We start from the raw sequence: 25,506 nt of genomic DNA, 5'->3' as shown, positions 1-25,506 counted from the left end.
GCGTTCAGCGTTATAAGGCAGAGCTTTGGATGTCCTTTCGTTTTTTACAGGAGGATAAAATGAATATCAAACCTTTTGGTGTAGAAGAGTGGATGAATGCTTGGGAAACCGGTGCCAGGTACAATATTGCTGAGACATGTGTGGATTCCATTTCCATGGATGAACTTTTTCAGCTGACTGGAGAAAACAAAGAGGACTTTCTTAAAAATTTCTGCAGCAGAAGGCTCACATACGGCGATATTGAAGGTGCCCCAGCACTAAAGCGAGGAATTGCAGGGCTGTATCATTCGATCCATGAGGATGAGATTGTGCCAACCCACGGCGCAACGGGCGCAAATCACCATGTATTTTATTCACTGATTTCTCCGGGCGATCGGGTGATCAGTATTATGCCAACCTATCAGCAGTTGTATTCCATCCCGGAATCGTATGGCGCGGATGTTAAGCTTGTGCATCTCAAAAAAGAAAATGGATACCTTCCGGATCTTGAAGAAATACGTCGTTTAGCGATACCTGGCACAAAAATGATATGTATCAACAATCCAAACAATCCGACGGGTGCACTGATGGACAAGGAATACCTTGAGGAGATTGTAAAAATTGCGGAAAGCGTGGGAGCTTATGTACTTTGCGATGAGGTTTACCGGCACCTGACCCAGGAGGATATCTGGAGTGAATCCATTGTGGACCTGTATGATAAGGGAATCTCGGTCAGCAGTATGTCAAAGGTATTTTCTCTTGCAGGTATCCGCCTCGGCTGGATTGCAACGCATGATCAGGAAGTATTGAAGTCTCTTTTTTCGCATAGAGATTACAATCTGATCAGCTGCGGAATGTTTGATGAAGCGGTGGCATCCCTTGCCCTGAAGCATAAGGACGTCCTGCTGGAAAGAAGCCGTAACATTGTCCGTGAAAGTCTTGCAGTTCTCGATGCCTGGGTACAAAGTGAGCCGCATGTCTCCTACGTAAAGCCAAAGGCAGGTACAACTGCACTGGTTTATTATGATCTTCCGATTGATTCCTACACCTTCTGTGAAGAAATGTACAAGACCACCGGTGCATTTGTCACTCCTGGCGATTGTTTTGAGCAGCCTCACAGTATGAGAATCGGTTATGCTTATGGAACAGAGTCGTTAAAAGATGGATTAAAAGCAGTCAGCAAATATATCCGGCTGAAAGGAGAGTACAATGCCTAAATTAAGTAACAGAGTGCAGACATTTACCGATTCTGTCATACGTAGAATGACAAGAATCAGTGATGAATATGGAGCAATCAATTTATCCCAGGGCTTTCCGGACTTTGATCCACCAAAGGAAATCCTGGATGCACTGGCTAAGGCAGCCTATGCCGGCCCGCACCAGTACTCGGTGACCTACGGGGCAGAGAATTTCAGAGCTGCCCTGGCTAAAAAACAGGCAAAATCCTTCGCAAGAGAAATCAATCCGGACACAGAGATTGTGGTAACCTGCGGTGGTACAGAAGCCATGATGTGCGCAATGATGACCATCTGTAATCCGGGAGACAAGGTCATGGTATTCTCCCCCTTTTATGAAAATTACGGAGCAGACGCGATTCTGTCCGGCGCAGAGCCAATCTACATTCCACTGGTACCTCCGACGTACAATTTTGACATCCGGTTGGTAGAGGATGGTTTCCGGCAAGGGGCTAAGGCGATTATTGTCTGCAATCCTTCCAATCCCTGTGGCAAGGTTTTTACAAGAGAAGAGCTTCTGGCAATCGGTAAGCTGGCACTTAAATATGATGCCTTTGTGGTTACCGATGAAGTGTATGAGCACATGGTCTATGCTCCGAACAAGCATATCTCAATGGCATCGCTTCCCGGAATGTATGAGCATACCATTACCTGCAATTCGCTTTCCAAAACATATTCCATCACCGGCTGGAGACTTGGATATCTCATCGGACCTGCGGATGTGATCGAAGGCGCTAAGAAGGTGCATGATTTCCTGACGGTCGGTGCTGCGGCGCCTTTGCAGGAGGCAGCCGTCACAGGACTTGAATTTCCGGAAAGCTATTATGATGATTTGCTCACGCTTTATACAAAGAAACGGCAGCGTTTCCTGGATGGTCTCGACCGGATCGGGCTAAAGCATAACGTACCGCAAGGCACATATTTTATCATGGTGGATATCCAGGAATTTCTCGACCAGCCAAAATTCCAGGGATATACTGACCTTGAATTCTGCGAATGGATGATAAAAAACATCGGTGTCGCGGCAGTACCGGGATCGAGCTTCTTCCGTGAAAAGGTAAATCACCTGATCCGGCTTCACTTTGCAAGAAGCGAGGAAACCATTGACGAAGCGATACGAAGATTAAGTAAATTGCGGGAAAACTGATTGACAAAACCGGAAATAGCTAGTAATATAAGTGAGTCGCTGATGAAACAGCAGCGAATATTTCCGATCGGGGTGTGGCTCAGTTTGGCTAGAGCACCTGGTTTGGGACCAGGGGGTCGCAAGTTCGAATCTTGTCACCCCGATGTATATTGAGCCCTTGAGAAATCGTTCTCAAGGGCTTTTTTGCGCGTAAATACGTGGGTTTTGAAGGGTTTGTTTGAGCTAATCGGATCATAAAAATAATTTGAATAGAAATGTGATTCTGTCCAAAAATATAGCTCATGAAATGTGATATATCTTCTTGAAGTGCCTGCTTTTTGTAATTTACAGTAATTACGGATTACAGATCTTGCATGGCTGGTAGCCGTCAGCGATGGCTTCGTCTCTTGTGGAGAATGTGACTTTGTTTTTGTCGCTCATCTTAGCCACAGATTTACAATCGGGACGGTGAAATTTCCTGGAGTTGCTGTTGCCGATATAATTTGCGCCTTGCCTCTTAACATTTCCGGAATCAGCAGAAGACTTGCTGCCGGTAGAAGATGCATTTCCGGAAGCAGCGGCACCTTCGGCAATACCGGCAGATCCTGTTCCAGAGCCCGTGTCACCGGTGCCAGCCAAACCATTAATTTCCCCGGTGCTCTGATTCCCTGTGCTGCCTCCGGTAAATTCCGGTCCGGAGCTGCTGCCATCAGTGTAATTAATTGTGATTCCGGGCTGAACATTATAGCAGTACACATTAAACTTCACTCCCGCACCATGGTCCTCCACAGATTCCGCTTCCATCAGCACACCGCTTGCCAGTAGATTTTCACCGGCGAAGATCGGTGTCACTCGATACAGAACATGATGATGCGTTGTCTTGACATACTCCGCGACCTCGTTTTCAAAAGGAAGCATGCCCGTGACGTTCAGATACCGGGTTCCTGTGATCAGATTCTTTTCATTCGCATTTTCTCCTGCGAGCTGATAGCCAATCAGATGGCAGCGATTATAGAGATAATTCCCATCGATGCCACTGTACTTCACAAGATGCCATCCTGTCGGTCGGACATTTCCGATCCGTCCACGTGCCTCTGTCGGCATAATTTCCAGAGAAATGTTGGCATATGCCACACCGCATCTGCCAAGGTGATCCAAAGGGCTGTAATTCTCAAAGGACGCGGTGGTAAGTTCGTTCTCAGTAAAAAACGGGACATTGCCGTTGATCTCAACATAGGGGCTCCCACTGTACGCCGGGATTTCAGAAGGATCCAGCGAAATTCCGGATGCTTTTGCCGTTGCACCGGCAGATGATGAAGCACTTTTTGATCCTAACGCTCCGGCATACGATGTTGATCCTTGTGCACCTTGAGCTCCGGCATTTGCTGAAATACCCTGTGCGCCTGCCAATGGTTCTGTATTAGCTGTGCCTTGAGAGACTCCTGTCGAGATTCCGGCATCCGACCCATCCGATCGCGTATCTGTGTCCACACCGGCATTGGACCCATTCAAGCCTTCTGACCCCGCATTGGACCGATCTGCGCTTCCTGCGTCGACACTGGACTCACTGCCTTCTGCGAATGTCTCCGCGCTCGTTACATTCGTATCTGCATTTATTGACGCATCCGCCGATACCTGCGTATCCTCATCTGCGCCACCACCGGACAACGCCGTGCCCGATGCATTCGCAGCCCTTACTCCCGATGCATCCGGCATTGCTTCTGCTTGTATAGAATCACGAGATGCAGCCGTTTCATCTACTGCGTGCGTGCGCCGCGCCGCAACTGGGGTAATCGTCAGCAGCAAGACACCCAGCGCAACAATCATCAGCCGAATCCCGGACAACCCATGAGATTTTCTGGCTTTTTTCATATTCGCCTCCATATCAGATTTTGAAATAGGGATGCCTATATTATAGCAGTGGGAAAGTTTTATGGAAACATACCGTCCCAAATGTGTGCGTAACATAATTACAAAATCATAAAAAATGAGAACGAGCTATTATGGAAATCAATTCTGAAAACCGGATCTTACATAGAACTGCAAACGGATCCGCCAGTTAAAAACGTACTGCCATATTCTCATTTTTGCGGTATAGTATGATCATGATAGATTCGTAATATAACTTTTACCTATCTATACTCAATACACACTTTGGAGGTATCCGTATGTACGATTATGATGTGTTATTTATTGGTTCTGGTCATGCGACCTGGCATGGCGCGTTGAAACTGGTACAGGCGGGGAAGAAGGTTGCCTTTGTGGATGGTGATCTGATCGGTGGCACCTGTACAAACTACGGATGCGATGCCAAGATCCTGCTGGATGCTCCGTTCGTCTTTGTCAATGGGCTTAAGCGTTATAAAGGAATTGGTATTGAGAAGACGCCTAAAATCTGCTGGGAAGATCTCATGAAGTATAAAAAGCAGGTGATTCAGCCGCTGCCAATGGCGCTTGAAAAAGGGATTTTTGCCAAAGCCGGGATGCCGGTCATACATGAAACGGCAAGGTTCGAGGACGCTCATACGGTGATTGCAGGCACAAAGCGCATTACCGCAGATAAGATTGTGATCGGCACAGGTGAACACCCGGTAAAACGCGACATTCCCGGGAAGGAATACATTCATGATAGCAGAGATTTCCTGGATTTGGCGGCATTCCCACAGAGGGTCGCATTCATCGGAGCCGGCATCATCAGCATGGAGTTTGCTTCCATGGCTATTGAGCTTGGTGCCGAGGTCACCGTCATTCACCATAACAGCCGTGCGCTCAAAATGTATCCGGCGAAGTATGTCGACATCGTTGTCAAAAAGATGGCGGACGAAGGTGTCAAATTTGATTTCAACGAGTCGGTAGAGCGGATTGACAAGGTCGAGGACGCATTTTGCATCACTTATCAGAGTGGCAGGAGCATTACCGTTGACTATGTAATGGAAGCAACCGGGCGGGAGCCTAATGTAGATGAGTTGGATCTTGCGAATGCAGGCGTTGCGTACAGTCGTCGTGGTATCCAGGTGAATGCGTATCTCCAGACGACCACACCGAATATCTATGCGTCCGGTGATGTCATTGATAAACGGATACCGAAGCTCACACCGACAGCGACCTTTGAATCCAATTATATTGCCGACCATATCCTTAACCCGAATACCGCGCCGATTCAATATCCAGTCATCCCCAATCTGGTTTTCACGCTTCCAAGGATTGCACAGGTCGGTGTTTCTGTGGACACTGCCTTAAAGGATCCGGAGCATTATCAGGTCGTTTCGGTGCCGTATGGTAAGACGCTGCTTTTTGAAGCTAAAAATGAACAGTATGCAGACTTTACCTTTGTTTTTGATATGGAGCATACGCTTGTTGGCGCCGCCTTCCTTTCCGATGATGCGGGTATGTTTGTAGATTTGATCACTTTAATCATCAATCAAAAGCTGACAAAACAGCAACTCAACCAGATGATATTTGCATTTCCAACGGAGAGTTACGGACTGATCTCCATGGTCAGTGGTTTGTTAAAATAATACAAAGCGCGAAGCAGAAGGAATAAATAGGAAAGGAACACATATATGCCGGAAGCAGTGATTTTTGATTACAATGGCACGATGGTAAATGATGAGATTTATCATAATGATGCCTGGAATTTATTTATGGAGCGCCATATTGGCAGGAAGCTCACGGACAGCGAAATGGACCAGTACATTCACGGGATCCATGCGGATGTTACGATCCGGACGTTTCTGGGTTCAGATTTGCCTGACGCGGAGGTTGCGCGTCTGGTGGCAGAGAAGGAAGCAACGTATCGGGAGATCTGTCTCTCGCATATCGATATTTATAAGCTGAGAGATGGGCTTCCGGAGTATCTGGACCGGTTAAAGGCTGCAGGAGTGAAGCTTGGGATCGCCACGTCTTCGCCAATTGAGAATGTTGAATTTTATTTTAAGCACATTCCGCTCAAGCGGTGGTTCACGATGGAACAGGTGACCTATAATGATCACAGCTTCCCCGGGAAACCGGCGCCGGATATCTTTATTAAGGCAGCGGAGAAGCTGCATGCAGACATACACAAAAGCTATGTATTTGAGGATGCGAAGTCTGGTGTGCAGGCGGGTGTTGCGGCAGGAGCGGAGAGAGTTATTGCCCTGGATGTGACGGCGGATCGGCAGGAGCTGCTTAAGCTTGGCGCAGATCAGGTGATTCACAGCTACCGTGAGCTGCTATGAGATGCCAGTAAGCTGCAATACGCTAAAGTGCGGCTGCAACTAATAATGAATTGCAAAAGGCAGCTGCCCTGAATCATTGGGCGGCTGCCTTTTACTTAGTATTATTTCTATATTTCCAGGACTTTTGTTTCTTTCTTTGATTCAGAGCCTTCATTCAGCAATTTTTCTTCGGGGGCTTTACCCAAAGGTTTGGTTCTATTGCCTTATCGCTGCACCAGTCCTCACTGAATCAGTTTTTTCACTTCATCCACGAAGTCGGATTTGATCTCGCTCTGCACATATGCCTTGCAGAAGTTTTTCATACTGTTCTTAGAGTAGCGGAGTCCGTGAATGATCTGTGCCATACGGTTCACGGTTCGTTCTACGGTATCATTGATCAGAACATAGTCAAACTGATCGGCGCAGAGAATCTCCTCCTGTGCATCCAGAAGGCTTTCTTCAAGGAGCTTCGGATTGTCTTTGTGCCGTGCGATCAGACGTTCCTGCAGCTCATCCCAGCTTGGTGGGATGATGAAAATGAGCGTAGCATCCGGGCACTGCAGCTTTACATGGATGGCTTCTGTGACATCATCAATCAGGAGGACATTGCGACCTTCCTTACGTGCCTTCTCGATAGACTCCATCGTTGTACCGTAGCCGATCCGATTATAATACGTATAATCAATGAGCTGATGCGAACGGATCATCTGATCAAACTCATAGGTGCTGATAAAGTAATGCTCCACGCCCTCGACCTCCTCCGGGCGCTTCTCACGTGTGGTGACAGTCGGCAGCTTGATTGCCTTCGGATGCTGCTTCAGATATTCCTTCACAAGGGTACGCTTGCCGACACTTCTCGGTCCAGAAATCACAATCAGTTGCCCATACTCCCCGACTCTTGCGAAATAGTCCTTCTCAAGATTTTGCATAGTTCCTCCTTTTCTGTAAGGGCAGATCATCCATCATGCTGCATGGTCTCTTATATAACGAACGTTCCACGGATGACCTCCCGGTTTTTCTACGAAATCTCTTGCATCTGTCTATATTATAGCATCCCATGAGCATATAGAGAATGCTTTTGTTTTCGGTAAATGCAAACTGTCGCACAGGTTTTCCATACAGCAGTCGCTTAATTTGCACAAGTTATGCAACACAATGCAGAATATTTCACAATATTTTATCTGAAAATGAGAAATAGCAGCATATAGGTTTAATCTATATCCGGTGCAAAATAATAGTTATTATACAATACACTAGTAAAATGCTATGATTTAGAAAATTTAAACAACAATACAGGTCCTATTGTAACGTGGGATCTCGCGATATAGCGGATCTGTTGCATTCACATGATTTATATAAGGAGAAAACCATGGCTGACGTTTGTGATATTGATGCTCACAGAAGGAGAGTTGCTGCGGAGGCTGCCGCATCAGATTATACGGATCAGGAGGCGGAGGAGCATGCCAGGGAGGTAGGTGTCCCGCCAAGACCGATGGAGACCAAAAACGAGATCGATGCGCGTGGTGCGTTTTGTCGTCAGGCGAATGCTTTTATCCAGCCGTTTGGCGATAAGGCGGGGGATTTAAAAGCCGAGGCAAATCGTTATGTTCTGTACTGGGCAAAGGGCTGTAACTGGTCCAATCGTCCTGCCATTGCCAAGGATCTCCTCGGGCTTGATAAGGTGATCGGGAATGTGCTTTGTACGTCTACCGGAGACAGCAATAAGTACGGTCATGGCTTCCGGGATCAACCGGGACATAAGGACCCGTTTACCGGTGCGTATTTCCTGAGTGAGTTTTATCAGAAGGCAAGACCCGGATTTAAGGGCAGAGCCACAACACCGACGCTTGTGGATGTCATTGAAAAAAAGGCGGTCAATAACGACTATCACCGGCTCACAAATTATCTTGAAGTGCAGTTCCGTCCGTTCCAGCCTAAGGATGCGCCGGATCTTTATCCCAAGAAGTTCCGGAGGGAGATTGATCAGTTAAATGACTGGCTTTTCCCGCATATCAACAACGGGCATTACCGGATGGCGTTCTGCCAGTCTCTGGAAGCCTATAATGAGTCCTTTGATGACTTTTATGATTCCATGGACAAGCTTGAGAAGCGTCTTGAGACCAACCGCTTCCTCTTTGGCGATTATGTGACGGACAGTGACATTCGCTTCTTTGTAACACTGGCAAGATGGGATATCAGCTATTTCCGTAATGTCGGTCCTGTGAAGCATCGTATTGTGGATTATCCAAATATTTGGGGCTATGCGAGAGAGCTTTACAATATCCCGGCATTTAAAAAGAATACGTATCTGCATGATCTTGCGGTCGGAAGAGGTCAGAGCGACATGAACAAGCAGATTTTTGCCGACTGGAATACGAGGATTGCACCTCAGATTGATTTTGACAAGCTTTGGGCGTCGGATGGTGAGAGAGCAAAGCTCAGCAAAACGCCGGACGAAATGTTCCTGAGGCATCCGGAAAATGAAAGCTATGAGGACTATGTGAGCGAGATTTCGGTATGTCCATGGAATGATCCGGATCCGGCTCGGAGAGAGGCGGCTAATCCTGCCAACAGTCCGCTGGACCAGGATGCATCGATCAATCCGCTGAAGGGACTGCTGTAATCTCAATTTTCGTAAGTATACCGGTGGTAACTACAATGGGCTTAAGGGTGCCGGATGTAATAGCTAAATCCTGAGGATAGTAGTTACATATAAATCAGGTAAATACATATCGACCAAATACATCAGAAAGGCAGAAAAATGTCAGATATCGAAGTATATAGAGTCACCGGGGATTCCCCGCGGTGGCAGAAGATTGCATATGACTACATCCGTCTGGACTCGTTTGTTGTAGGACAGGGAATCCCGGTAGAGCTGGAATTTGGTCACGATGGTCCGGAGGATGACATCCACGCGGTCGTTCTGTTCAAGGAGCATAAGCCGGTCTCCGGATGCAGGATTGCCTATCATGGAGATCCGGAAAGCGGTTATGCCAAAATTGAGCGTGTCGCAACCGTGAGGGAGCAGCAGAGGACCGGAATCGGCGCAAGGATGGTCGCTGAAGCGGAGAAGTGGATTAAGGAAAACGGTTACCATCATGTACTGATCACGAGCCAGGACCGTTCCGTAGGCTTTTATAACGCGATCGGGTATGAGACTCGTTCTGACGAGGTCTACGCGCAGTATTTCCCGGAGGAGGCCGCGCGGAAAAAGGAGCGCGTCGTGCAGATCGCAAAGGAACGGGCAGAGGGGAAAGCCGGACCATTGTCATTCACCTGCGTACTCGTGGAGAAATATCTTTGATGTTTTAAAGCTTTTAGAGCGGAATTTCCGTGCTGAATTATGTAAAGGAATGAAGCAGGGCAAATAAAGTGATGCCAGCGGTCAGAAGCTCGGATACGGTGAAGGCAAGCCAGATGCCCTGCATGCCAAAGACCGCCGCCATGATTACTGCACAGAGGATGATGAACACCACGCCCCGCGCGAGAGACGTGATCAGCGCCCAGAGAGCATTGGCGGTCGCGCCGAGATACCCGCTGCCGATGATGTTAAAGCCGGCAAAAAGATATCCGATGAAGTAGAGCCGCATCCCGGTCTCTGCAAGGCTTGCCATTTCCGGACTGTTACCGGAATTAAACACATTGACAATCTCCGCCGGAAACAGGTTAAAGAGAATCAGAAATCCGGCGGCAAAAAGCATTGAAGTCCGGATCGCAAGCCCCAGCGTTTCCTTCAGCGCATCCTGCATTCGCATCCCGTAATAGTGGCTGAAAAGCGGCTGTGCGCCCTGGGAAACACCGTTAAATACGGATGTTACAACGAGCGCGATGTTGCAGATGACGCCGAATGCAGCGACACCGGTGTTTCCACTGAGTCCGAGGATGAGGTAATTGAATACGACGGTTGTCACTGCAGATGCGATCTCACCGATGAAGCCCGAAATGCCGAGCTGCGACGCGGAAATGATTCTCCGGAGAGACGGAAGCCGCCGGAGAAATTTCACACCGCTTCGCCGCGACAGGATGTGCGTACTGCAGATGGTGATCCCGACGCAGGGCGAAAATACTGTCGCGAGCGCAGCGCCAGCCATTCCCATGCGACATGGAAACATAAAGATATAGTCAAAAACCATGTTAAAAATACCGCTCATCATCGTCGCAAGCATTGCGGTTGTCGGTGCGCCGTCATTCCTTGTGAATGCATTGAAGATCTGGTTCACCATAAAAAGCGGAGCAAAAAGCATAAATATACGCATATAGGGAACGCCGACGTTTACAATGGTCTGGTTACCTCCGAGGAGACAGATGATGGGTTCCGGCGCCAGGGTGCCCGCCAGCATAAAAGGAATACCGGTGAGGATTGCCCAGAAAACGGCATTGGTGAAATATAGTTCAGCGTCCTTTTGTCCTCGTGCCCGGAGTATCGTAAAGCGGGTGGCGGAGCCGATGGCATACATGGCTCCAAAGGCATAGATCAGGTTAAAAAAAGGCAGAACGAGATTTAACGCGGTAATGCCGTCAGCGCCCTCTGCTTTGGAGATAAAATACGTGTCTACAAGGATGTACGCGGACATCCCGATCTGCCCGAAGATATTTTGCGCGACATAGCGGATGAAAAGAGACCTTGGTGTAGTCGATTGTGTCAATGTTGGATCGGTAGATTGCATGATTTCCGACACTCCTCTAATAATATTTATAGCTGCGTTGCAATTGCCAAGTATCGCATCACAGAATAGGTGAATTTCCTGGCATTGTCGAGTATAATGGCGACAGACATAATATGTTCTTATCCGGGCTTCTCAGTTACCGCCTCTTAGCATGGCAGCCGCAAGCTCCGGCAATTCCTTCACCAGACGTACCTGGATTGCCACCGGTTCTCCTGAGGGATTCACCTTAACCGTGAAATCCTTGACGAGCGGATATGTGAAGGAGATCTTGCTGACCGGATCCTTATACGAGAAGCTCACTGCCCGCTGAAGCTCAAACAAGGTCTGGCTTGTAAGCTTTAAATTTCTCCCCTTAATTACCATTATAGGGCTTGAGCCGCGCAGTGTATTATCCATGATTTTTCCAAGGAGTGTATAGGCCTGTGGCGAGATGACCCGGTCAATATTAAGATATACTCGATCCTCTAACAAAGCTCCCCCTACCTTTCGCCGAACAGTGTGCCTATGGACACGTATGTTTAATATTATCACACTATGGCGCATTACACTATGATGGAATTTCTGCTTAATTTAGTTTCTATTTCAGCCATTCATTTTACGTTTTGATGATTTCCATCCTGCGAATGCTGGCTCCTCCGGCATCCCGACTGATTTTCACCCAGACTTTAAGTTTTTCAGCCGAATGGTTTGACAGGCATATTACCCGGGTTTAAAATCAATTTATACGCAATTCAATAATTTTATGCCTGGGGTTCTGACCATATGAAAGACACCAAATTGTCGGAAGATAATATCCGGACTCAATACCATAAATTTTATGATCTTTTAAACGGCGGGATCTGTCTCATAAAGACCGATCCTGACGAAACAATCCTTTTTGCTAATCAAAGAGTAGCAGAGCTTTATGAATGCGAGTCTGAGGAGGAGCTTCTCACGTACTGCGATGCTTCTTATCAGCATATGATGGATGCTGACAGCTACCGATCGCTGAATGAACTGGCAAAAGCCCATCCGGAGCATTTTCATTTCATGTTCCATTATCGGACAAAGCAGGGACATTTCCGCCAGGCGGAGGGAATCGGAGCACTAAAACAGACCGCATACGGCATGGTCTATGTTATTCAGATCTTTTCTATGGAGCAGATCGCCGAGGATCAGGAAGCTGACAGTAATACAGGACTGCCCGGTATGCATAAATTTTTTGATGCAGCACTGCAGCAAGCCCGGGAGTATAAGGAGAATCATACACGAGCTGCACTTTGTCCTGTGAGCTTTGATATCACAAGATTTAAAGAATATAACCGGATGCACGGTACACGCCTCGGCGATCAATGCCTCAAAAAAATCGCAAATACCATCAGGGCTTCCTTTCCGGGCGCATTGATCGGGCATCTGGCAGCGGACCATTTTGTGGCACTTTTACCGGAGCATCAGCTGGAAAGCAAGCTTGAGGATGTATGCAATGAGGTCAATCACTATATTAATGACGGAGGCATCCGCCTGAAGGCTGGCGTTTACCGGACTCATGAAGAGGATTCTCTAAATAATTTCCGCCACTCGTTTGATGCTGCCAAGATTGCCTGTGACAGCATCAAATCCGATGGAAACCGTTCTGTGGCTGTGTTTACCGAAGCCATGGAGGAGAGCAACCGCAGAAAAACCTATATTCTCCGCAATTTTAACGAGGCACTGGAAAAATCCTATATCAAGGTATATTATCAGCCGATTCTACGGACACTCACTGGAAATCTCTGGGGCTTTGAAGCACTGGCTCGTTGGGAAGACCCGGAGCTTGGGATGATTGCGCCGGATATTTTTGTACCGGTTCTGGAGGAGGCACAGCTCATAAACCGGCTGGACCGCTATGTACTGGAACGGGTAATGCAGATCTGCCATGACAGGATACAAAATCTCCTGCCGTTGTTTCCTGTGTCCATAAATCTCTCAGGCTTTGATTTTGAGATCTCCGATCCACTCAGTACGATCGAGAAGCTGGTTGATCGTTACCAGGTACCGCGTAGTCTGCTTAATTTTGAAATTACTGAACGTGTTATGTCAAAAAACCAGCTCAGCATGATGTCCAAAATCTATGCAATGCAGAAGGCAGGTTTTCAGGTCTGGATGGATGATTTCGGAAGTGAATATTCGTCACTCAGTTCTCTACATAATTTTCATTTTGATGTCATTAAAATCGACATGGGATTTTTCAGGGATTTTGATGAACGCAGCCGTAAGATTATTTCTGCGATTGTGATGATGGATAAGGAGCTTGGCATTCAGACACTGGCAGAAGGAGTGGAAAACCAGGAACAGGTAGCGTTTTTGACAAAAATTGGCTGCGGACGAATTCAGGGATACATTTACGGGCAGCCGATGATGTACGAGGATATCCCAACCTATTTTCAGAAAAGCAGAATACAGCCGGAGGACCCAGAATCAGCGCACCTCCTGGACGCTACAGAAAGCGTCAATCTCATGTCAGATCTGCCGACGGCAATTTTCCGCTTTGATGGTAAGCATATTTCCCTGCTTATTGAAAATGATGCCTATATCCGTGAACTGAGAAGTACAGGCACGCAGAACCTGAAGGAAGCCAATGCCAATCTGATTGCAAAGGATTATCCGTTCAGAGGTATTTTTATACAGCTTTTAAAAAAGACACAGCGATCGCATCATGCAGAAACTACCGTTTATGTTGATAATGGTCAGTATATGAAGGTAACTGTCAATTGGATCGCCGGCAGCGAACGTCTCTTTGTCGGAGAGGCGCATTTATACAATATGAGTACAAAATCCGATCTGCAGGAAGCCGGCAATATGGATGCTGCATTACGAAATATCTTTCATATGTATGAAGGCTTTTATCTGCTTGACCGGAGTAAAAATGAGGTGCGGGTTCTGCAGTCCAACCACCACGAGGTAGCTGCGGAGCATGTTGATCCGTCTATTATGACCTACTTTATATCCTTTACCGATCATCTGGTATATCCGGAGGACCGGGAGAGGTTCATCAACTTTATCCGTCCGGAGAAGCTTGAGGAAAAAGTGCTGCAGGATAGTGGCAATCCCCAGATCGAGCTTGTGCGCATACGTAAAAATGACGGAAGCTACCGCTGGACAGTTTTTGAAGCAATGATCATTTATAAAAGTCTCCATAAAAATATCCTGCTTTGTGAACGAGAGGACATCTGGGAGCAGAAGCGTGACCGTGAAACGCTGCTTCCGGATTTCTGCCGCTCGTTTGGTATTACAACCTGCAGCTGTGCGCCGGGTATCTCCGAGGAGAGCAATCTTTTTCATACTCTCAAGGAATATGGTCCATACGCTTTTATCTGGAAGAATAGAAGCGGCAGAATCCTTGGTGCCAGCAGGAAATTTATCATGGAAGGTGGATTTACAAACGGAACAGAAATCCTTGGCAAAACCGAAACGGAGCTTGGCTGGCATGTCGATCCCTCTGTGCCTTCCGAGGTCGAGCGTCAGCTGCTGGAGCAGGGTAAGGATACGTTTACGACAACAGAGCCGGTTCTGAATGTCGGTAAAATTGAGGAGCTCTCTGTCACATGGGCACCCTGGTACCATGAAAAAGGGATCGCCGGAATCATGGGTATGGTCAGTGCTAAAAATACCACGGCACAGGATAATTTAAGACTTGGTCTTTCCGATCCCGAAACCGGGTTGCTCAGCTTCCGAGGCGCAATTGAAACAGGGCTTGTCTATGCAGATCAATATCGGGTAAAAAAGATCGACTACACAGGAGTGCTGATCGACATTACAAGCTATGCCGAGGTTTTACGGGATAATCCTGAAACAGCAGATCATATATTGAAAGAAATTATTGCATCTCTATGCGAGGCATTGATTCCCGGATGGACCATAGCACGTATAGGTCTCTGCTGCTTCCTTTGCTTTAAGCATAGAAACAATACAGATGATATTGCAGATAGGCTCGAGCAAGTCTCTGAAACGCTGCCGCTCCTCTGGCGGAACATGGGGCTGCGTACGATGCCGAGATGCACATATGCAATCACATACGGTTCTGAGGTAAACAGCTTTGACGAGCTTTTACAGCTTCTGATCCGTCGCTTGAGCAATGCCGAGAAGCATGTATACGGAGAGCGTCCTTATATAGGAGACCGTGTTGTGATCCGCCGCGATGCGCTGGATCGTGCACCGGATCGTATCGTAATCAGTGACCCCAAAACCTATGAGCTCGTTTATCTGAACCAAAGCGCACGTAAAGATGTGGGGCTGAAGCCGGAGGAAGATATCAAGGGAAAGCTCTGTTATGAAGTGCTGGAGGGGTTCCATGCGCCTTGTGCAGACTGCCCAAACCTCCAGCTCCGGAATGACAATATCTTTGCGACTGAACACTTATGCCATAAAAGCAATGATAGGATGCTGATCCGTTCGCTTCTGATCCCATGGGAAAATCGTGTGCTGCGCTTCACGCATGCCACAAACATGACAGAGTATGCCAGTACACTAGCTAAAGATCATGAACTGATTTATCAGGAGCTGCGTGCAAATGAGGCAATTTCGCTAGGTCTCAGGGAGGATGATCCCAATCGCGGTATTGAGAAGTTCATGGAATGCATTGCCAGAAATCTAAGGCCGGAGCGCTTTTTGATTTTTGAAGAGCGGGAAGATAACACAGTAAGTGCAAGCTATGAATGGACTGCGTCAGGGGTACTGCCATTAAAGGAGGAGCTTCAGAGTATCCCGAAATCAAACTTCCGCGCATTATATCATGGGTTTAACTTACATCATGTTGTCATCATCAGCGATATGGCTTCGTTTCAGTCGGAGCATCCGGATTTTTCACTCCGCATGCATGGCGTCAGAAGTTTTGCATCCGGTCAGCTGATGCTTGCCAACCGGTGTGAAGGATTTACCATGGTGATAAATCCCTCGGAGGATACCGTCCAGGCGGCAAATCTACTCCTGTCCACACTCACGGATTTCCTTGCGATCCTGATCCGAAACAGGAATGCGTTACAGCTTCTGGAGGATCAGAGCATGAAGGACCAGCTTACCAATATTGGAAACCGGCGTGGTCTTGAAAAACGGATCCGAGCATGGCAGGGCGACGGCGTCATTGGCGTGATTTCTGTGGATCTCAATGGTTTAAAGGACATAAATGATACCAAGGGGCATCATGCCGGTGATATCCTGATCTCCGAAACCGCCAGAATCCTAGGAGAGTGCGCAGGATTAAAAAATGTTTTCCGTACAGGAGGCGATGAGTTTCTTGTGGTAACAGAAGACCTGGACGCAAAGGACATCGAGCTTTTAATCCGTCACATGCGTGAAAGCGCCGAAAACCACGGCATCAGCATGGCAATCGGCTATGCCTGCACCGTCGGCAAAGTTACGGATTTTGATGCCTTACTGACCAAAGCGGATCTCAGCATGTATAAGGATAAGGGTCACAGCTACCGGAGAAGACGAGAGGACCGGAAGTAAAAGCATTCGCAGTATAAAAGGCGATGTGATTAAAAACCATCTGATTTAAAAGTATTATAAAAGGTTCATGTATTGTAACAGTTGAATTATTTCCTGCGATAGATTTTTTCAAAGCACCGGTACATGGCAAGTGCGCTTTCCGAGAGCTCATGATCCCGTCGCCGGACAAGGCAGATGGTACTGCATAAGGGCGCTTCCTCCAGTTCCCTGGCAAGAAGTCCATGGGATACCGGCAGAATCGAAGCCGGAACAAGCGCGATGCCCAGCCCGGTTTCCGCCCACTGGATACTGGTGCGGGCATCATCGTTGACACAATAATAATTAAGACGGGCTTTTTCATTTTCCGCGCATTCACGAATGATTTTTTCCCAGCGGCGGTACAGAATGAGTGGCTGCTTCCGGAGGTCGGAGAGATGGAGCGCTCCCTCCGGAAGCCGGATCATGAGCTGTTCGCAGCCCGCCGCTGTAATCGGATCCCGGCGCAGCTCCATCACATCCAGCCCATGCTCAAGAAATGGTGTCCGGATTACAGCAAGCTCGATTTTCTGATGCTCCAGCATATCCAAGAGCTGGTAGGTGTTTCCATCAAAGATTTTAAAATTCACATCCGGATGTCCGAGCGTAAAATCACGAATCCCGCGGAAGAACTCTTCACAAAGTCCCGAGGAGACAATCCCGATCCTGAGACTTCCTTTTTTGCCGGACTTTAAGGAGCGGAGATCGTCCTCCGCCGAATGCTTCAGATCCAGAATTTTTACCGCATAGTCATACAGTGTCTGTCCTGCCTCGGTGAGACGGATCTGCCGGGCGCCACGGATAAACAACGTAACGCCGCATTCCGCCTCCAGATTTTTAAGCTGCAGCGATACCGGAGGCTGGGACATGTTCAGTCGCCGGGCAGCGCCGGATATGGTTCCCTCCTCCACGACTGCCGTAAAATAGATCAGTTGCTCCATATTCATAAATAAAATCCTTTCTGTTTCGCAGGCGGCATCTCTTTCTTATCTTATCTAGTCTAAATGATCGATGTAACTATCGTAGCCTAATATATCGTGCCTATATATATCTAATCGATATAGTTTGTTTTAAAATATATATGTCTAATATATATTTGCCGTGTTATGCTTGCAATCGTAAATCAATAAAAACGCTATATGTAAATGAGGAATCACATTATGGATAAGCTTTGGGATTATCTGAAACATTACAAAAAAGAATCCATCCTCGCGCCGGCTTTTAAATTGCTGGAGGCTCTGATGGATCTGCTGGTACCGATCACGGTGGCGGCAATCATCAACCGCGGTATCGCGCAGCAGAATTTTGCCTATGTGCTCCGCTGCTTTGGCATATTGCTCCTACTTGCGGTGCTAGGCATGCTGTTTTCATTCACGGCACAGTGGTTTGCGGCAACCGCAAGCGTCGGAGCAGCAACCGATCTCCGTCAGGCTCTGTTTGATCATATACAAAGTCTGTCGTATCAGGAGCTGGATGTCCTGGGTACGGATACACTGATTACGAGGATTACCAGCGATGTCAATCAGGTGCAGACCGGTATCAACATGACGCTGCGTCTCATGCTCCGGAGCCCCTTTATCGTATTCGGCTCTATGATCATGGCATTTACCATTGATGTCCGCTGCGCACTGATCTTTGTCGTTGCGATTCCGCTATTGAGTATCGTTGTATTTGGCATCATGGCTGCCAGCATTCCCCTTTTTAAAAAGGTACAAACCGAGCTGGATGGATTGCTGAGGCTTACCCGTGAAAATCTCACCGGAGTTCGTGTGGTACGTGCCTTCTGTAAAGAAGCGGAGTCCATCCAGGAGTTTGATGGTCAGAACGATACGCTTACGCGCGTCAATGAGTTTGTCGGTAAGCTCTCGGCGCTCATGAATCCGCTGACCTATGTCCTCATTAACTTCGCCACGATCCTCCTGATCTGGCAGGGCGGTGTCCGCGTAAACACCGGAAACCTTGCACAGGGCGATGTGGTGGCACTGTATAACTACATGGCACAGATTATTGTAGAGCTGATCAAGCTTGCATCTCTGATCATCACCATCAACAAGTCCATTGCCTGCGCCAACCGTGTCGGCTCCATCCTGGATGTACAGCCCGGCATGGCGTATCCGGCAGCCGCCAGCTTAGAGACCTCCGCTATTGCTTCAGATGCGAATGCCGCTGCTTCTGCATCCTCGCCTTCCCGGTCGGAGAGTACAGCTACAGCTTCGGCAAACCGGGTTCCGGCGGTGGAGATGCAGCATGTCGGACTTTCCTACAAGGGCTCCGGCGCGGATGCTGTGACGGACATTAATTTCAGAGCAATGCCCGGTCAGACCATTGGCATCATCGGCGGTACCGGAAGCGGTAAATCCACGGTGGTGAACCTCATTGCAAGATTTTATGATGCGACCTCCGGCAAGGTCCTGGTTGACGGACAGGATGTAAGGGAGTATCCGGAAGGCGCGCTGATCCATAAAATCGGTGTGGTACCACAGAAAGCTGTATTATTTGAGGGCAGCATCCGGGACAATCTGAGATGGGGCAATGCCAATGCCACCGATGAAGATCTCTGGAATGCAATCCGCACCGCACAGGCAGAGGAAGTGATCCGCGGTAAGGATGGGATGCTGGATGCCTGGATTGAGCAGAATGGTCGAAACCTCTCCGGCGGACAGCGGCAGCGTCTTACGATTGCAAGGGCGCTCGTAAAAAAACCGGAAATCCTGATTATGGATGATTCGGCAAGTGCGCTGGATTTTGCAACAGATTTACGGCTCAGAACCGCAATTCATGGTCTGGAAGGGGAGATGACGGTATTTATTGTATCCCAGAGAACCTCCAGCGTCCGGACAGCGGATCAGATCCTTGTACTGGACGATGGTCAGCTTGTGGGACTTGGCACACACAATGAGCTGATGCAGAGCTGCCCGGTATATCAGGAAATCTATTATTCACAATTTCCGGAGGAGCGTCCGGAAGGAAAGGAGCAAGCATGAGCAAGAAGCAGATAAATGATAAAACAGCGATGGGGCTTGCGGTGTCCGGTTCCTCGATGGAGACCCTCCGCAAGGTCATGGAGGTCATCGGTAAATACCGGATCCTTGTGCTGCTCAGCATCCTGCTTGCGGCAATATCCGTCATCCTCCAGCTCTATATCCCGGTGCTGTTTGGTGATGCCATTGATACCATCCTCGGCGCAAAGCAGGTACGCTTTGACCTGCTGATGCCGTATCTTGTACGCATTGCGGGGCTTGTGGTGGCAGCATCATTTGCCACCTGGGTGATGAATCTCACCAATAACCGGCTCACCTACCGGACCGTGCGCGATATCCGTGCCAAGGCGATCCGGCAAATGCAGGTGCTTCCGCTCAGCACGCTGGATGCCCACAGCACCGGCGATCTTGTGCAGAGAGTCATTGCGGATGTTGATCAGCTCTCGGATGGTCTTTTACTTGGATTTACGCAGTTTTTCTCTGGTATCATCACAATTATTGTGACGCTTGGATTTATGTTTTCACGGAATGTGGAGATTACTATTATGGTGCTCGTACTGACACCGGTAAGCTTTCTGGTTGCACGTTTTATTGCAACACGAAGCTACAGCATGTTCCGGAAGCAGACGGAGACCAGAGGCCGGCAGACGGCGCTGATCAACGAGATGGTCGGAAGTGAAAAGGTCGTAAAGGCATTTGGGTATGAGGGACGTGCATCGGAGCGTTTTCATGACATCAACGAGAAGCTCCGTACCTACTCAAGAGATGCGATCTTTTTCAGCTCTCTCACCAATCCTTCCACCCGTGCAGTAAATAACGTGATCTATGCACTGGTTGCACTGGTAGGCGCGCACAGGATTATGTCCGGTGTCCTGACCGTCGGAGGGCTTACCATTCTGCTTTCCTATGCAAATCAGTACATGAAGCCGTTTAATGACATCAGCTCTGTTGTTACGGAGCTGCAGAACTCGATGGCTTGTGCCGCGAGAGTCTTTGCACTGATTGAAGCAGCCCCGGAAAGTGCCGATCCTGCAAAGGAGCTTGTACCGGATCAGGGACAGGTGGATGTCGAGCATGTTGCATTCTCCTATAATAAAGAGAAGCCGCTGATTACAGACTTTAACTTTGAGGCAAATCCCGGTATGACGGTGGCAATTGTCGGACCGACCGGCTGCGGTAAGACGACGCTCATTAACCTCCTCATGCGTTTTTATGATGTGGACGGCGGTGCCATCAAGGTCGACGGACAGGATATCCGCAGCGTCTCGAGGCATTCGCTGAGAAAGAACTATGGTATGGTTTTGCAGGATACCTGGCTTAAGAGCGGGACGATCCGGGAAAATATTGCATTCGGCAATCCCAATGCGACAGACGAGGAGATTATTGAGGCGGCAAAGGCGGCACACAGCTGGGAGTTTATCCGTCGTATGCCGGAGGGGCTTGACACGATGGTCAATGATGACAGTCTGAGTCAGGGTCAGAAGCAGCTGCTCTGCATTACGCGTGTCATGCTGCTCATGCCTCCGATGCTGATCCTGGATGAGGCTACGTCCAGCATTGATACAAGGACAGAGATGGAGATCCAGATGGCGTTCCAGAAGCTGATGGAGGGCAGGACGAGCTTTATTGTTGCGCACCGTCTCAGCACGATCCGTAATGCAGACCGGATCCTTGTGATGCGGGATGGCAGGATCCTGGAGCAGGGGACCCATGATTCTCTGATGGCAGCCGGCGGCTTCTACAGGGAGCTGTACCAGAGCCAGTTTGCGGGAGTTTCGGAATAAAAACCCGCTGTTAAACTGCGGTTAATCTTTTGTAAAAAGGTTGACGTAATTCCTTTATTTATGATATATTTCCGAAGAGTGAGCAGGCAGGAATGTTTTGCAAAACGAAATTGATTGTGTAGCTATAATCCTTGTGAAATGGTCAATCATCGTATATTTGTAGATATTCCGCTGTGCGGATAAAACAGAAAATCGATTGAAGTCACCACCGGCATGGTATCTATGGATACACAGTCCGGTGGTTTTTTAATGTCTAAATACTTACGAAATACTTATCTTATGTGAGGTAAATGTACTATGGATCTGATTCATCAGCGGACCGCGCCGGTATATGAGGCTTTGCTTGAGCTTCGGAAGCGGAGAGTGGTGCCCTTTGATGTGCCTGGTCACAAGCGTGGGAGAGGCAATCCTGAGCTGCTGGAATTTCTCGGTCAGAAATGCGTCGGAGTGGATGTAAATTCCATGAAGATGCTGGATAACTTGAGTCATCCGATTTCCGTCATAAAGGAAGCGGAGGAGCTGACGGCAGATGCGTTTGGCGCAGCCCATGCCTTTTTTATGGTGAATGGTACGACTTCCGCAGTGCAGGCGATGGTGCTCGCAACCGTTCGTGCCGGAGATGAAATTATCCTGCCGAGAAACGTGCATAAGAGCGTCATCAATGCTCTGGTACTCTGCGGCGGTATCCCGATCTATGTGCCGGTAAAGGTCAATCCGACCATTGGCATTGCGACCGGTATGGAGGTCGCAGAGGTGCAGAAGGCGGTCCGGGAGCATCCCAAGGCAAAGGCGATTTTTGTCAACAATCCGACCTATTACGGGATCGCCTCCAATCTCCGGAAGATCGTGGAAATTGTCCATGAAGCCGGAATGCTGGCGCTGGTAGATGAAGCTCACGGCACACACCTTTACTTTGGTGACAATCTGCCGGTTTCGGCAATGGCAGCTGGAGCCGATATGGCGGCGGTTTCCATGCATAAATCCGGAGGAAGCCTGACACAAAGCTCGATCCTTTTATGTGGTTCCAAGGTGGATGCGGAGTATATCCAGTCCATCATCAATCTGACACAGACCACGAGTGCATCGTATCTTTTAATTTCGAGTCTTGACATTTCCCGGCGGAACCTCGCGCTGCACGGGACGGAAGCATTTGCCAGGGTTTCCAAGATGGCGGAATATGCCCGCTCGGAAATCAACGATATCGGCGGATATTATGCATACGGGCGCGACCTGATCGATGGGGATGATGTCTATGACTTTGATGTCACAAAGCTCTCGGTCTATACCCAGGGGATCGGACTCACCGGCATTGAGGTTTATGACATCCTGAGAGATGAGTACGATATCCAGATCGAGTTTGGTGATATCGGAAATATCCTTGCCTATATTTCGATCGGAGACCGGATCCAGGATATTGAGCGGCTGGTCGGCGCGTTGGAGGATATCAAGCGGATCTATGAGCGTGACCGGAATGATTTATACTGCGGTGACTTTATCCAGCCGGAGCTTGTCATGTCCCCGCAGAAGGCATTTTACGGCAAACGGATCCCGGTGGCGCTTACCCATGCGGCGGGCAGGATTTCCGGTGAGATTGTGATGTGCTATCCGCCTGGAATCCCGATTCTGACACCGGGAGAGCTGATTACGGAGGAAATCATCGAGTATATCCAGTACGCCCGGTTGAAGGGCTGCTCGCTGATGGGCACCCGCGATCCGAAGTGTGAAATGATCGACGTAATGGTGGAGGAGAGTTAAATGGCAATCTGGTTTTCGCAGCAGGATACAGAGCATGTGAAGCACTCCATGGAAGTGAAGCAGCAGCTGTTTTCCGGGCAGAGTGATTATCAGCATATCGATGTGTTTGATACGCCGGAATTTGGCAAGATGATTGTGCTGGACAATGAGATTATTTTTTCCGAGGCAGATGAGTTTATCTATAACGAAATGGTCGTTCATGTGCCGATGGCGGTGCATCCATACGTTAAAAACGTGCTCATCATCGGCGGTGGTGACGGCGGTGTGGCAAAGACGCTGATCCAGTATCCGGAGATTGAGCGGATTGATGTCGTGGAGCCGGATGAAATGTTTATCGAGGTTTCACGGAAGTTTTTCCCGGAGACTGCCAAAGGCTTTGACGACGAGCGGGTGCATATTGTGAATATGGACGGTCTTCGCTTCCTCCGCCGCGCAAGTGATGCGTATGACCTGATTATCAATGATTCCACGGATCCGTTTGGATATTCCGAGGGACTGTTTACCAAGGAGTTTTACGGGAACTGCTACCGCGCGCTGCATGCGGACGGCATCATGGTATATCAGCACGGAAGTCCCTTCTATGATGAGGATGAGGCAGCATTCCGCGCAATGCACCGGAAGGTATATCGTTCCTTCCCGATCAGCAGAGTGTATCAGGCAAGTATCCCGACCTGTCCTGCTGGCTACTGGATGTTTGGCTTTGCATCCAAGAAGTACCATCCGCTGGTGGACTTTGATCCGGTGAGATGGCAGCAGCGGGGACTCAAAACCTGGTATTATACAACCAATCTCCACCGCGGCGCTTTTATGCTGCCGAAATATGTGGAGGATATACTTAATGAGGAGGAGACAAGATCATGACAAGACTTATGATTATCGGCTGCGGCGGTGTGGCATCTGTCGCAATCCACAAGGTTTGCCAGAACGATGAGGCATTTGGAGAGCTTATGATTGCAAGCCGCACGGTATCCAAGTGTGACAAGCTCAAAAAGGAGCTGGAGGGGAAAACCAAGGTCAAGATAACCACTGCAGAGGTCAATGCTGATAACGTCGAGGAGCTTACGGCATTGATCCGGAGCTATCAGCCGGATGCTGTCTTAAATCTTGCGCTTCCATACCAGGATCTCAGCATTATGGATGCCTGCCTTGCCGCCGGCGTAGACTATATCGACACTGCAAACTATGAGCCGGAGGACACAGATGACCCGGAGTGGCGTAAAATCTATGAGAAGCGCTGTAAAGAGGCAGGCTTCTCCGCATATTTTGACTATTCCTGGCAGTGGGCATATCAGGACAGGTTTAAAAAGGCGGGGCTTACCGCGCTTCTCGGAACCGGCTTTGATCCAGGTGTCACCTCGGTATTTGCCGCATACGCCAAAAAGCATTATTTTGATACCATCGATACGATTGACATCCTCGACTGTAACGGCGGCGACCATGGATATGCATTCGCAACCAACTTTAATCCGGAGATCAACTTACGGGAAGTTTCCGCACCCGGCTCCTATATGGAAAACGGCAAATGGGTAGAGGTGCCGGCGATGTCCATCAAACGGGAATATAATTTTGATGGCGTGGGTCAAAAGGACATGTATCTTTTACACCATGAGGAAATCGAAGCGCTCGGGAAGCATATGCCGGAGGTAAAGCGGATCCGCTTCTTTATGACCTTTGGTCAGAGCTATCTCGATCACATGCGCTGTCTTGAGGATGTCGGCATGCTGTCCACGACACCAATTAACTTTGAAGGGAAGGAAATCGTACCGATCCAGTTCCTTAAGGCGCTGCTTCCGGATCCTGCGACACTGGGTCCGCGCACCAAGGGCAAGACCAACATCGGCTGCATCTTTACCGGTAAAAAGGATGGGAAAAAGCGGAAGATTTACATTTACAATGTCTGCGACCATGAGGAGTGCTATAAGGAGGTTGGCTCTCAGGCAATCTCTTATACCACCGGTGTTCCGGCGATGATCGGCGCGCTGATGGTGACCTCCGGGCTCTGGAAAAAGCCGGGTGTCTATACCACGGATGAATTTGATCCGGATCCTTATATGGAGGCGCTGAACCGCTGGGGACTTCCCTGGAAGGTGGATGAAAATCCGGTGCTGGTGGACTGAGGCATGAGTTCATGAGGCATTCTGCCCTGTAAATTTCAACCGGGCAAAGTACTTCTTTCGACTATAGCTTTACCTTGGAGGATGGCTTTCGGCCTATAGTGCAAAAAAGAGTGAAACATACCCGAATCCAGGTGGATTGTCCTGCGGAATTGTCTTTACTGAGGATAGCCTTCAAAGTGGTTTCG

At 48.6% G+C, this 25,506-nt stretch carries 17 protein-coding genes and 1 tRNA gene; 13 read left to right on the top strand and 5 right to left on the bottom strand.

The window, feature by feature from the left end:
- Nucleotides 1–59 precede the first annotated feature (59 nt).
- From ACTNEN_RS04600 to ACTNEN_RS04590, 3 genes are all read left to right on the top strand, one after another.
- Entirely contained in the window at nucleotides 60–1,196 is a 1,137-nt protein-coding gene (locus ACTNEN_RS04600; RefSeq protein ID WP_441204870.1) for an aminotransferase, read from the top strand.
- A complete protein-coding gene (locus ACTNEN_RS04595) occupies nucleotides 1,189–2,361 on the top strand; it encodes a pyridoxal phosphate-dependent aminotransferase (RefSeq protein ID WP_441204869.1) in 1,173 nt (390 codons plus the stop codon). The genes ACTNEN_RS04600 and ACTNEN_RS04595 overlap by 8 nt, the downstream gene beginning before the upstream one ends.
- 68 nt (nucleotides 2,362–2,429) lie before the next feature.
- Nucleotides 2,430–2,504, top strand: a tRNA-Pro gene (locus tag ACTNEN_RS04590).
- 190 nt (nucleotides 2,505–2,694) lie between these two features.
- Here ACTNEN_RS04590 and ACTNEN_RS04585 read toward each other — a convergent pair.
- A complete protein-coding gene (locus tag ACTNEN_RS04585) occupies nucleotides 2,695–4,212 on the bottom strand; it encodes a DNA/RNA non-specific endonuclease (protein WP_441204868.1) in 1,518 nt (505 codons plus the stop codon).
- Between the two features lie 296 nt (nucleotides 4,213–4,508).
- Between ACTNEN_RS04585 and ACTNEN_RS04580 the strand changes: the two genes are divergently transcribed.
- Nucleotides 4,509–5,858 (top strand): dihydrolipoyl dehydrogenase family protein, encoded by a 1,350-nt coding sequence (locus ACTNEN_RS04580; protein WP_441204867.1) that lies wholly within the window; start codon nucleotides 4,509–4,511, stop codon nucleotides 5,856–5,858.
- A gap of 45 nt (nucleotides 5,859–5,903) precedes the next feature.
- Nucleotides 5,904–6,557: an HAD family hydrolase gene (locus tag ACTNEN_RS04575; RefSeq protein ID WP_441204866.1), complete on the top strand. Its 654-nt coding sequence runs from the start codon at nucleotides 5,904–5,906 to the stop codon at nucleotides 6,555–6,557.
- 221 nt (nucleotides 6,558–6,778) lie between these two features.
- Here the strand turns inward: ACTNEN_RS04575 and gmk are convergent, their stop codons facing one another.
- Nucleotides 6,779–7,465 (bottom strand): guanylate kinase, encoded by a 687-nt coding sequence (gmk, locus tag ACTNEN_RS04570; protein WP_441204865.1) that lies wholly within the window; start codon nucleotides 7,463–7,465, stop codon nucleotides 6,779–6,781.
- Nucleotides 7,466–7,905: 440 nt separating this feature from the next.
- Here gmk and ACTNEN_RS04565 point away from each other — a divergent pair, with 440 nt between their 5' ends.
- Nucleotides 7,906–9,159: a glutathione S-transferase C-terminal domain-containing protein gene (locus tag ACTNEN_RS04565; protein ID WP_441204864.1), complete on the top strand. Its 1,254-nt coding sequence runs from the start codon at nucleotides 7,906–7,908 to the stop codon at nucleotides 9,157–9,159.
- 138 nt (nucleotides 9,160–9,297) lie between these two features.
- Complete coding sequence (locus ACTNEN_RS04560) at nucleotides 9,298–9,840, top strand: GNAT family N-acetyltransferase (protein ID WP_441204863.1); 543 nt, start codon at nucleotides 9,298–9,300, stop codon at nucleotides 9,838–9,840.
- Nucleotides 9,841–9,877: 37 nt separating this feature from the next.
- Here the strand turns inward: ACTNEN_RS04560 and ACTNEN_RS04555 are convergent, their stop codons facing one another.
- Nucleotides 9,878–11,203 carry an MATE family efflux transporter gene (locus tag ACTNEN_RS04555; protein ID WP_441204862.1) on the bottom strand — a complete coding sequence of 442 codons (1,326 nt, stop codon included), beginning with the start codon at nucleotides 11,201–11,203 and terminating at the stop codon, nucleotides 9,878–9,880.
- A gap of 132 nt (nucleotides 11,204–11,335) precedes the next feature.
- Entirely contained in the window at nucleotides 11,336–11,674 is a 339-nt protein-coding gene (locus ACTNEN_RS04550; protein ID WP_441204861.1) for a hypothetical protein, read from the bottom strand.
- Between the two features lie 291 nt (nucleotides 11,675–11,965).
- Between ACTNEN_RS04550 and ACTNEN_RS04545 the strand changes: the two genes are divergently transcribed.
- Complete coding sequence (locus ACTNEN_RS04545) at nucleotides 11,966–16,669, top strand: EAL domain-containing protein (protein ID WP_441204860.1); 4,704 nt, start codon at nucleotides 11,966–11,968, stop codon at nucleotides 16,667–16,669.
- An 86-nt stretch (nucleotides 16,670–16,755) separates the two neighbouring features.
- Here the strand turns inward: ACTNEN_RS04545 and ACTNEN_RS04540 are convergent, their stop codons facing one another.
- Nucleotides 16,756–17,631, bottom strand: a complete 876-nt coding sequence (locus ACTNEN_RS04540) for a LysR family transcriptional regulator (RefSeq protein WP_441204859.1) — start codon at nucleotides 17,629–17,631, stop codon at nucleotides 16,756–16,758.
- Nucleotides 17,632–17,844: 213 nt separating this feature from the next.
- Between ACTNEN_RS04540 and ACTNEN_RS04535 the strand changes: the two genes are divergently transcribed.
- From ACTNEN_RS04535 to ACTNEN_RS04515, 5 genes are all read left to right on the top strand, one after another.
- Nucleotides 17,845–19,668: an ABC transporter ATP-binding protein gene (locus ACTNEN_RS04535; protein ID WP_441204858.1), complete on the top strand. Its 1,824-nt coding sequence runs from the start codon at nucleotides 17,845–17,847 to the stop codon at nucleotides 19,666–19,668.
- Nucleotides 19,665–21,449 carry an ABC transporter ATP-binding protein gene (locus ACTNEN_RS04530; RefSeq protein WP_441204857.1) on the top strand — a complete coding sequence of 595 codons (1,785 nt, stop codon included), beginning with the start codon at nucleotides 19,665–19,667 and terminating at the stop codon, nucleotides 21,447–21,449. The genes ACTNEN_RS04535 and ACTNEN_RS04530 overlap by 4 nt, the downstream gene beginning before the upstream one ends.
- A gap of 297 nt (nucleotides 21,450–21,746) precedes the next feature.
- Nucleotides 21,747–23,204, top strand: a complete 1,458-nt coding sequence (locus ACTNEN_RS04525) for an aminotransferase class I/II-fold pyridoxal phosphate-dependent enzyme (protein ID WP_441204856.1) — start codon at nucleotides 21,747–21,749, stop codon at nucleotides 23,202–23,204.
- The gene (gene speE / locus ACTNEN_RS04520; RefSeq protein WP_441204855.1) at nucleotides 23,205–24,065 is read left to right on the top strand and encodes a polyamine aminopropyltransferase; all 861 of its coding nucleotides are present in this window, start codon (nucleotides 23,205–23,207) and stop codon (nucleotides 24,063–24,065) included.
- A complete protein-coding gene (locus ACTNEN_RS04515) occupies nucleotides 24,062–25,321 on the top strand; it encodes a saccharopine dehydrogenase family protein (RefSeq protein WP_441204854.1) in 1,260 nt (419 codons plus the stop codon). Before speE ends, ACTNEN_RS04515 begins: the two co-directional genes overlap by 4 nt.
- Nucleotides 25,322–25,506: the final 185 nt, after the last annotated feature.

The sequence above is a fragment of the Oribacterium sp. HCP28S3_H8 genome, assembly GCF_052064775.1.
In the GTDB taxonomy this organism is placed as follows: Bacteria; Bacillota; Clostridia; order Lachnospirales; family Lachnospiraceae; genus Oribacterium.
Note: the sequence above shows the minus strand (reverse complement) of the source record. Positions and strands in the feature narration are given on the sequence as shown.

What these genes read in the sequence shown, in the direction of transcription:
- ACTNEN_RS04530 (WP_441204857.1), top strand. Translation starts at nt 19,665, where the DNA reads ATGAGCAAGAAGCAGATAAATGATAAAACAGCGATGGGGCTTGCGGTG.
- ACTNEN_RS04555 (WP_441204862.1), bottom strand. Translation starts at nt 11,203, where the DNA reads ATGCAATCTACCGATCCAACATTGACACAATCGACTACACCAAGGTCT.
- ACTNEN_RS04560 (WP_441204863.1), top strand. Translation starts at nt 9,298, where the DNA reads ATGTCAGATATCGAAGTATATAGAGTCACCGGGGATTCCCCGCGGTGG.
- ACTNEN_RS04575 (WP_441204866.1), top strand. Translation starts at nt 5,904, where the DNA reads ATGCCGGAAGCAGTGATTTTTGATTACAATGGCACGATGGTAAATGAT.
- speE (WP_441204855.1), top strand. Translation starts at nt 23,205, where the DNA reads ATGGCAATCTGGTTTTCGCAGCAGGATACAGAGCATGTGAAGCACTCC.
- ACTNEN_RS04540 (WP_441204859.1), bottom strand. Translation starts at nt 17,631, where the DNA reads ATGAATATGGAGCAACTGATCTATTTTACGGCAGTCGTGGAGGAGGGA.
- ACTNEN_RS04595 (WP_441204869.1), top strand. Translation starts at nt 1,189, where the DNA reads ATGCCTAAATTAAGTAACAGAGTGCAGACATTTACCGATTCTGTCATA.
- gmk (WP_441204865.1), bottom strand. Translation starts at nt 7,465, where the DNA reads ATGCAAAATCTTGAGAAGGACTATTTCGCAAGAGTCGGGGAGTATGGG.
- ACTNEN_RS04525 (WP_441204856.1), top strand. Translation starts at nt 21,747, where the DNA reads ATGGATCTGATTCATCAGCGGACCGCGCCGGTATATGAGGCTTTGCTT.
- ACTNEN_RS04515 (WP_441204854.1), top strand. Translation starts at nt 24,062, where the DNA reads ATGACAAGACTTATGATTATCGGCTGCGGCGGTGTGGCATCTGTCGCA.
- ACTNEN_RS04535 (WP_441204858.1), top strand. Translation starts at nt 17,845, where the DNA reads ATGGATAAGCTTTGGGATTATCTGAAACATTACAAAAAAGAATCCATC.
- ACTNEN_RS04545 (WP_441204860.1), top strand. Translation starts at nt 11,966, where the DNA reads ATGAAAGACACCAAATTGTCGGAAGATAATATCCGGACTCAATACCAT.
- ACTNEN_RS04600 (WP_441204870.1), top strand. Translation starts at nt 60, where the DNA reads ATGAATATCAAACCTTTTGGTGTAGAAGAGTGGATGAATGCTTGGGAA.
- ACTNEN_RS04585 (WP_441204868.1), bottom strand. Translation starts at nt 4,212, where the DNA reads ATGAAAAAAGCCAGAAAATCTCATGGGTTGTCCGGGATTCGGCTGATG.
- ACTNEN_RS04565 (WP_441204864.1), top strand. Translation starts at nt 7,906, where the DNA reads ATGGCTGACGTTTGTGATATTGATGCTCACAGAAGGAGAGTTGCTGCG.
- ACTNEN_RS04580 (WP_441204867.1), top strand. Translation starts at nt 4,509, where the DNA reads ATGTACGATTATGATGTGTTATTTATTGGTTCTGGTCATGCGACCTGG.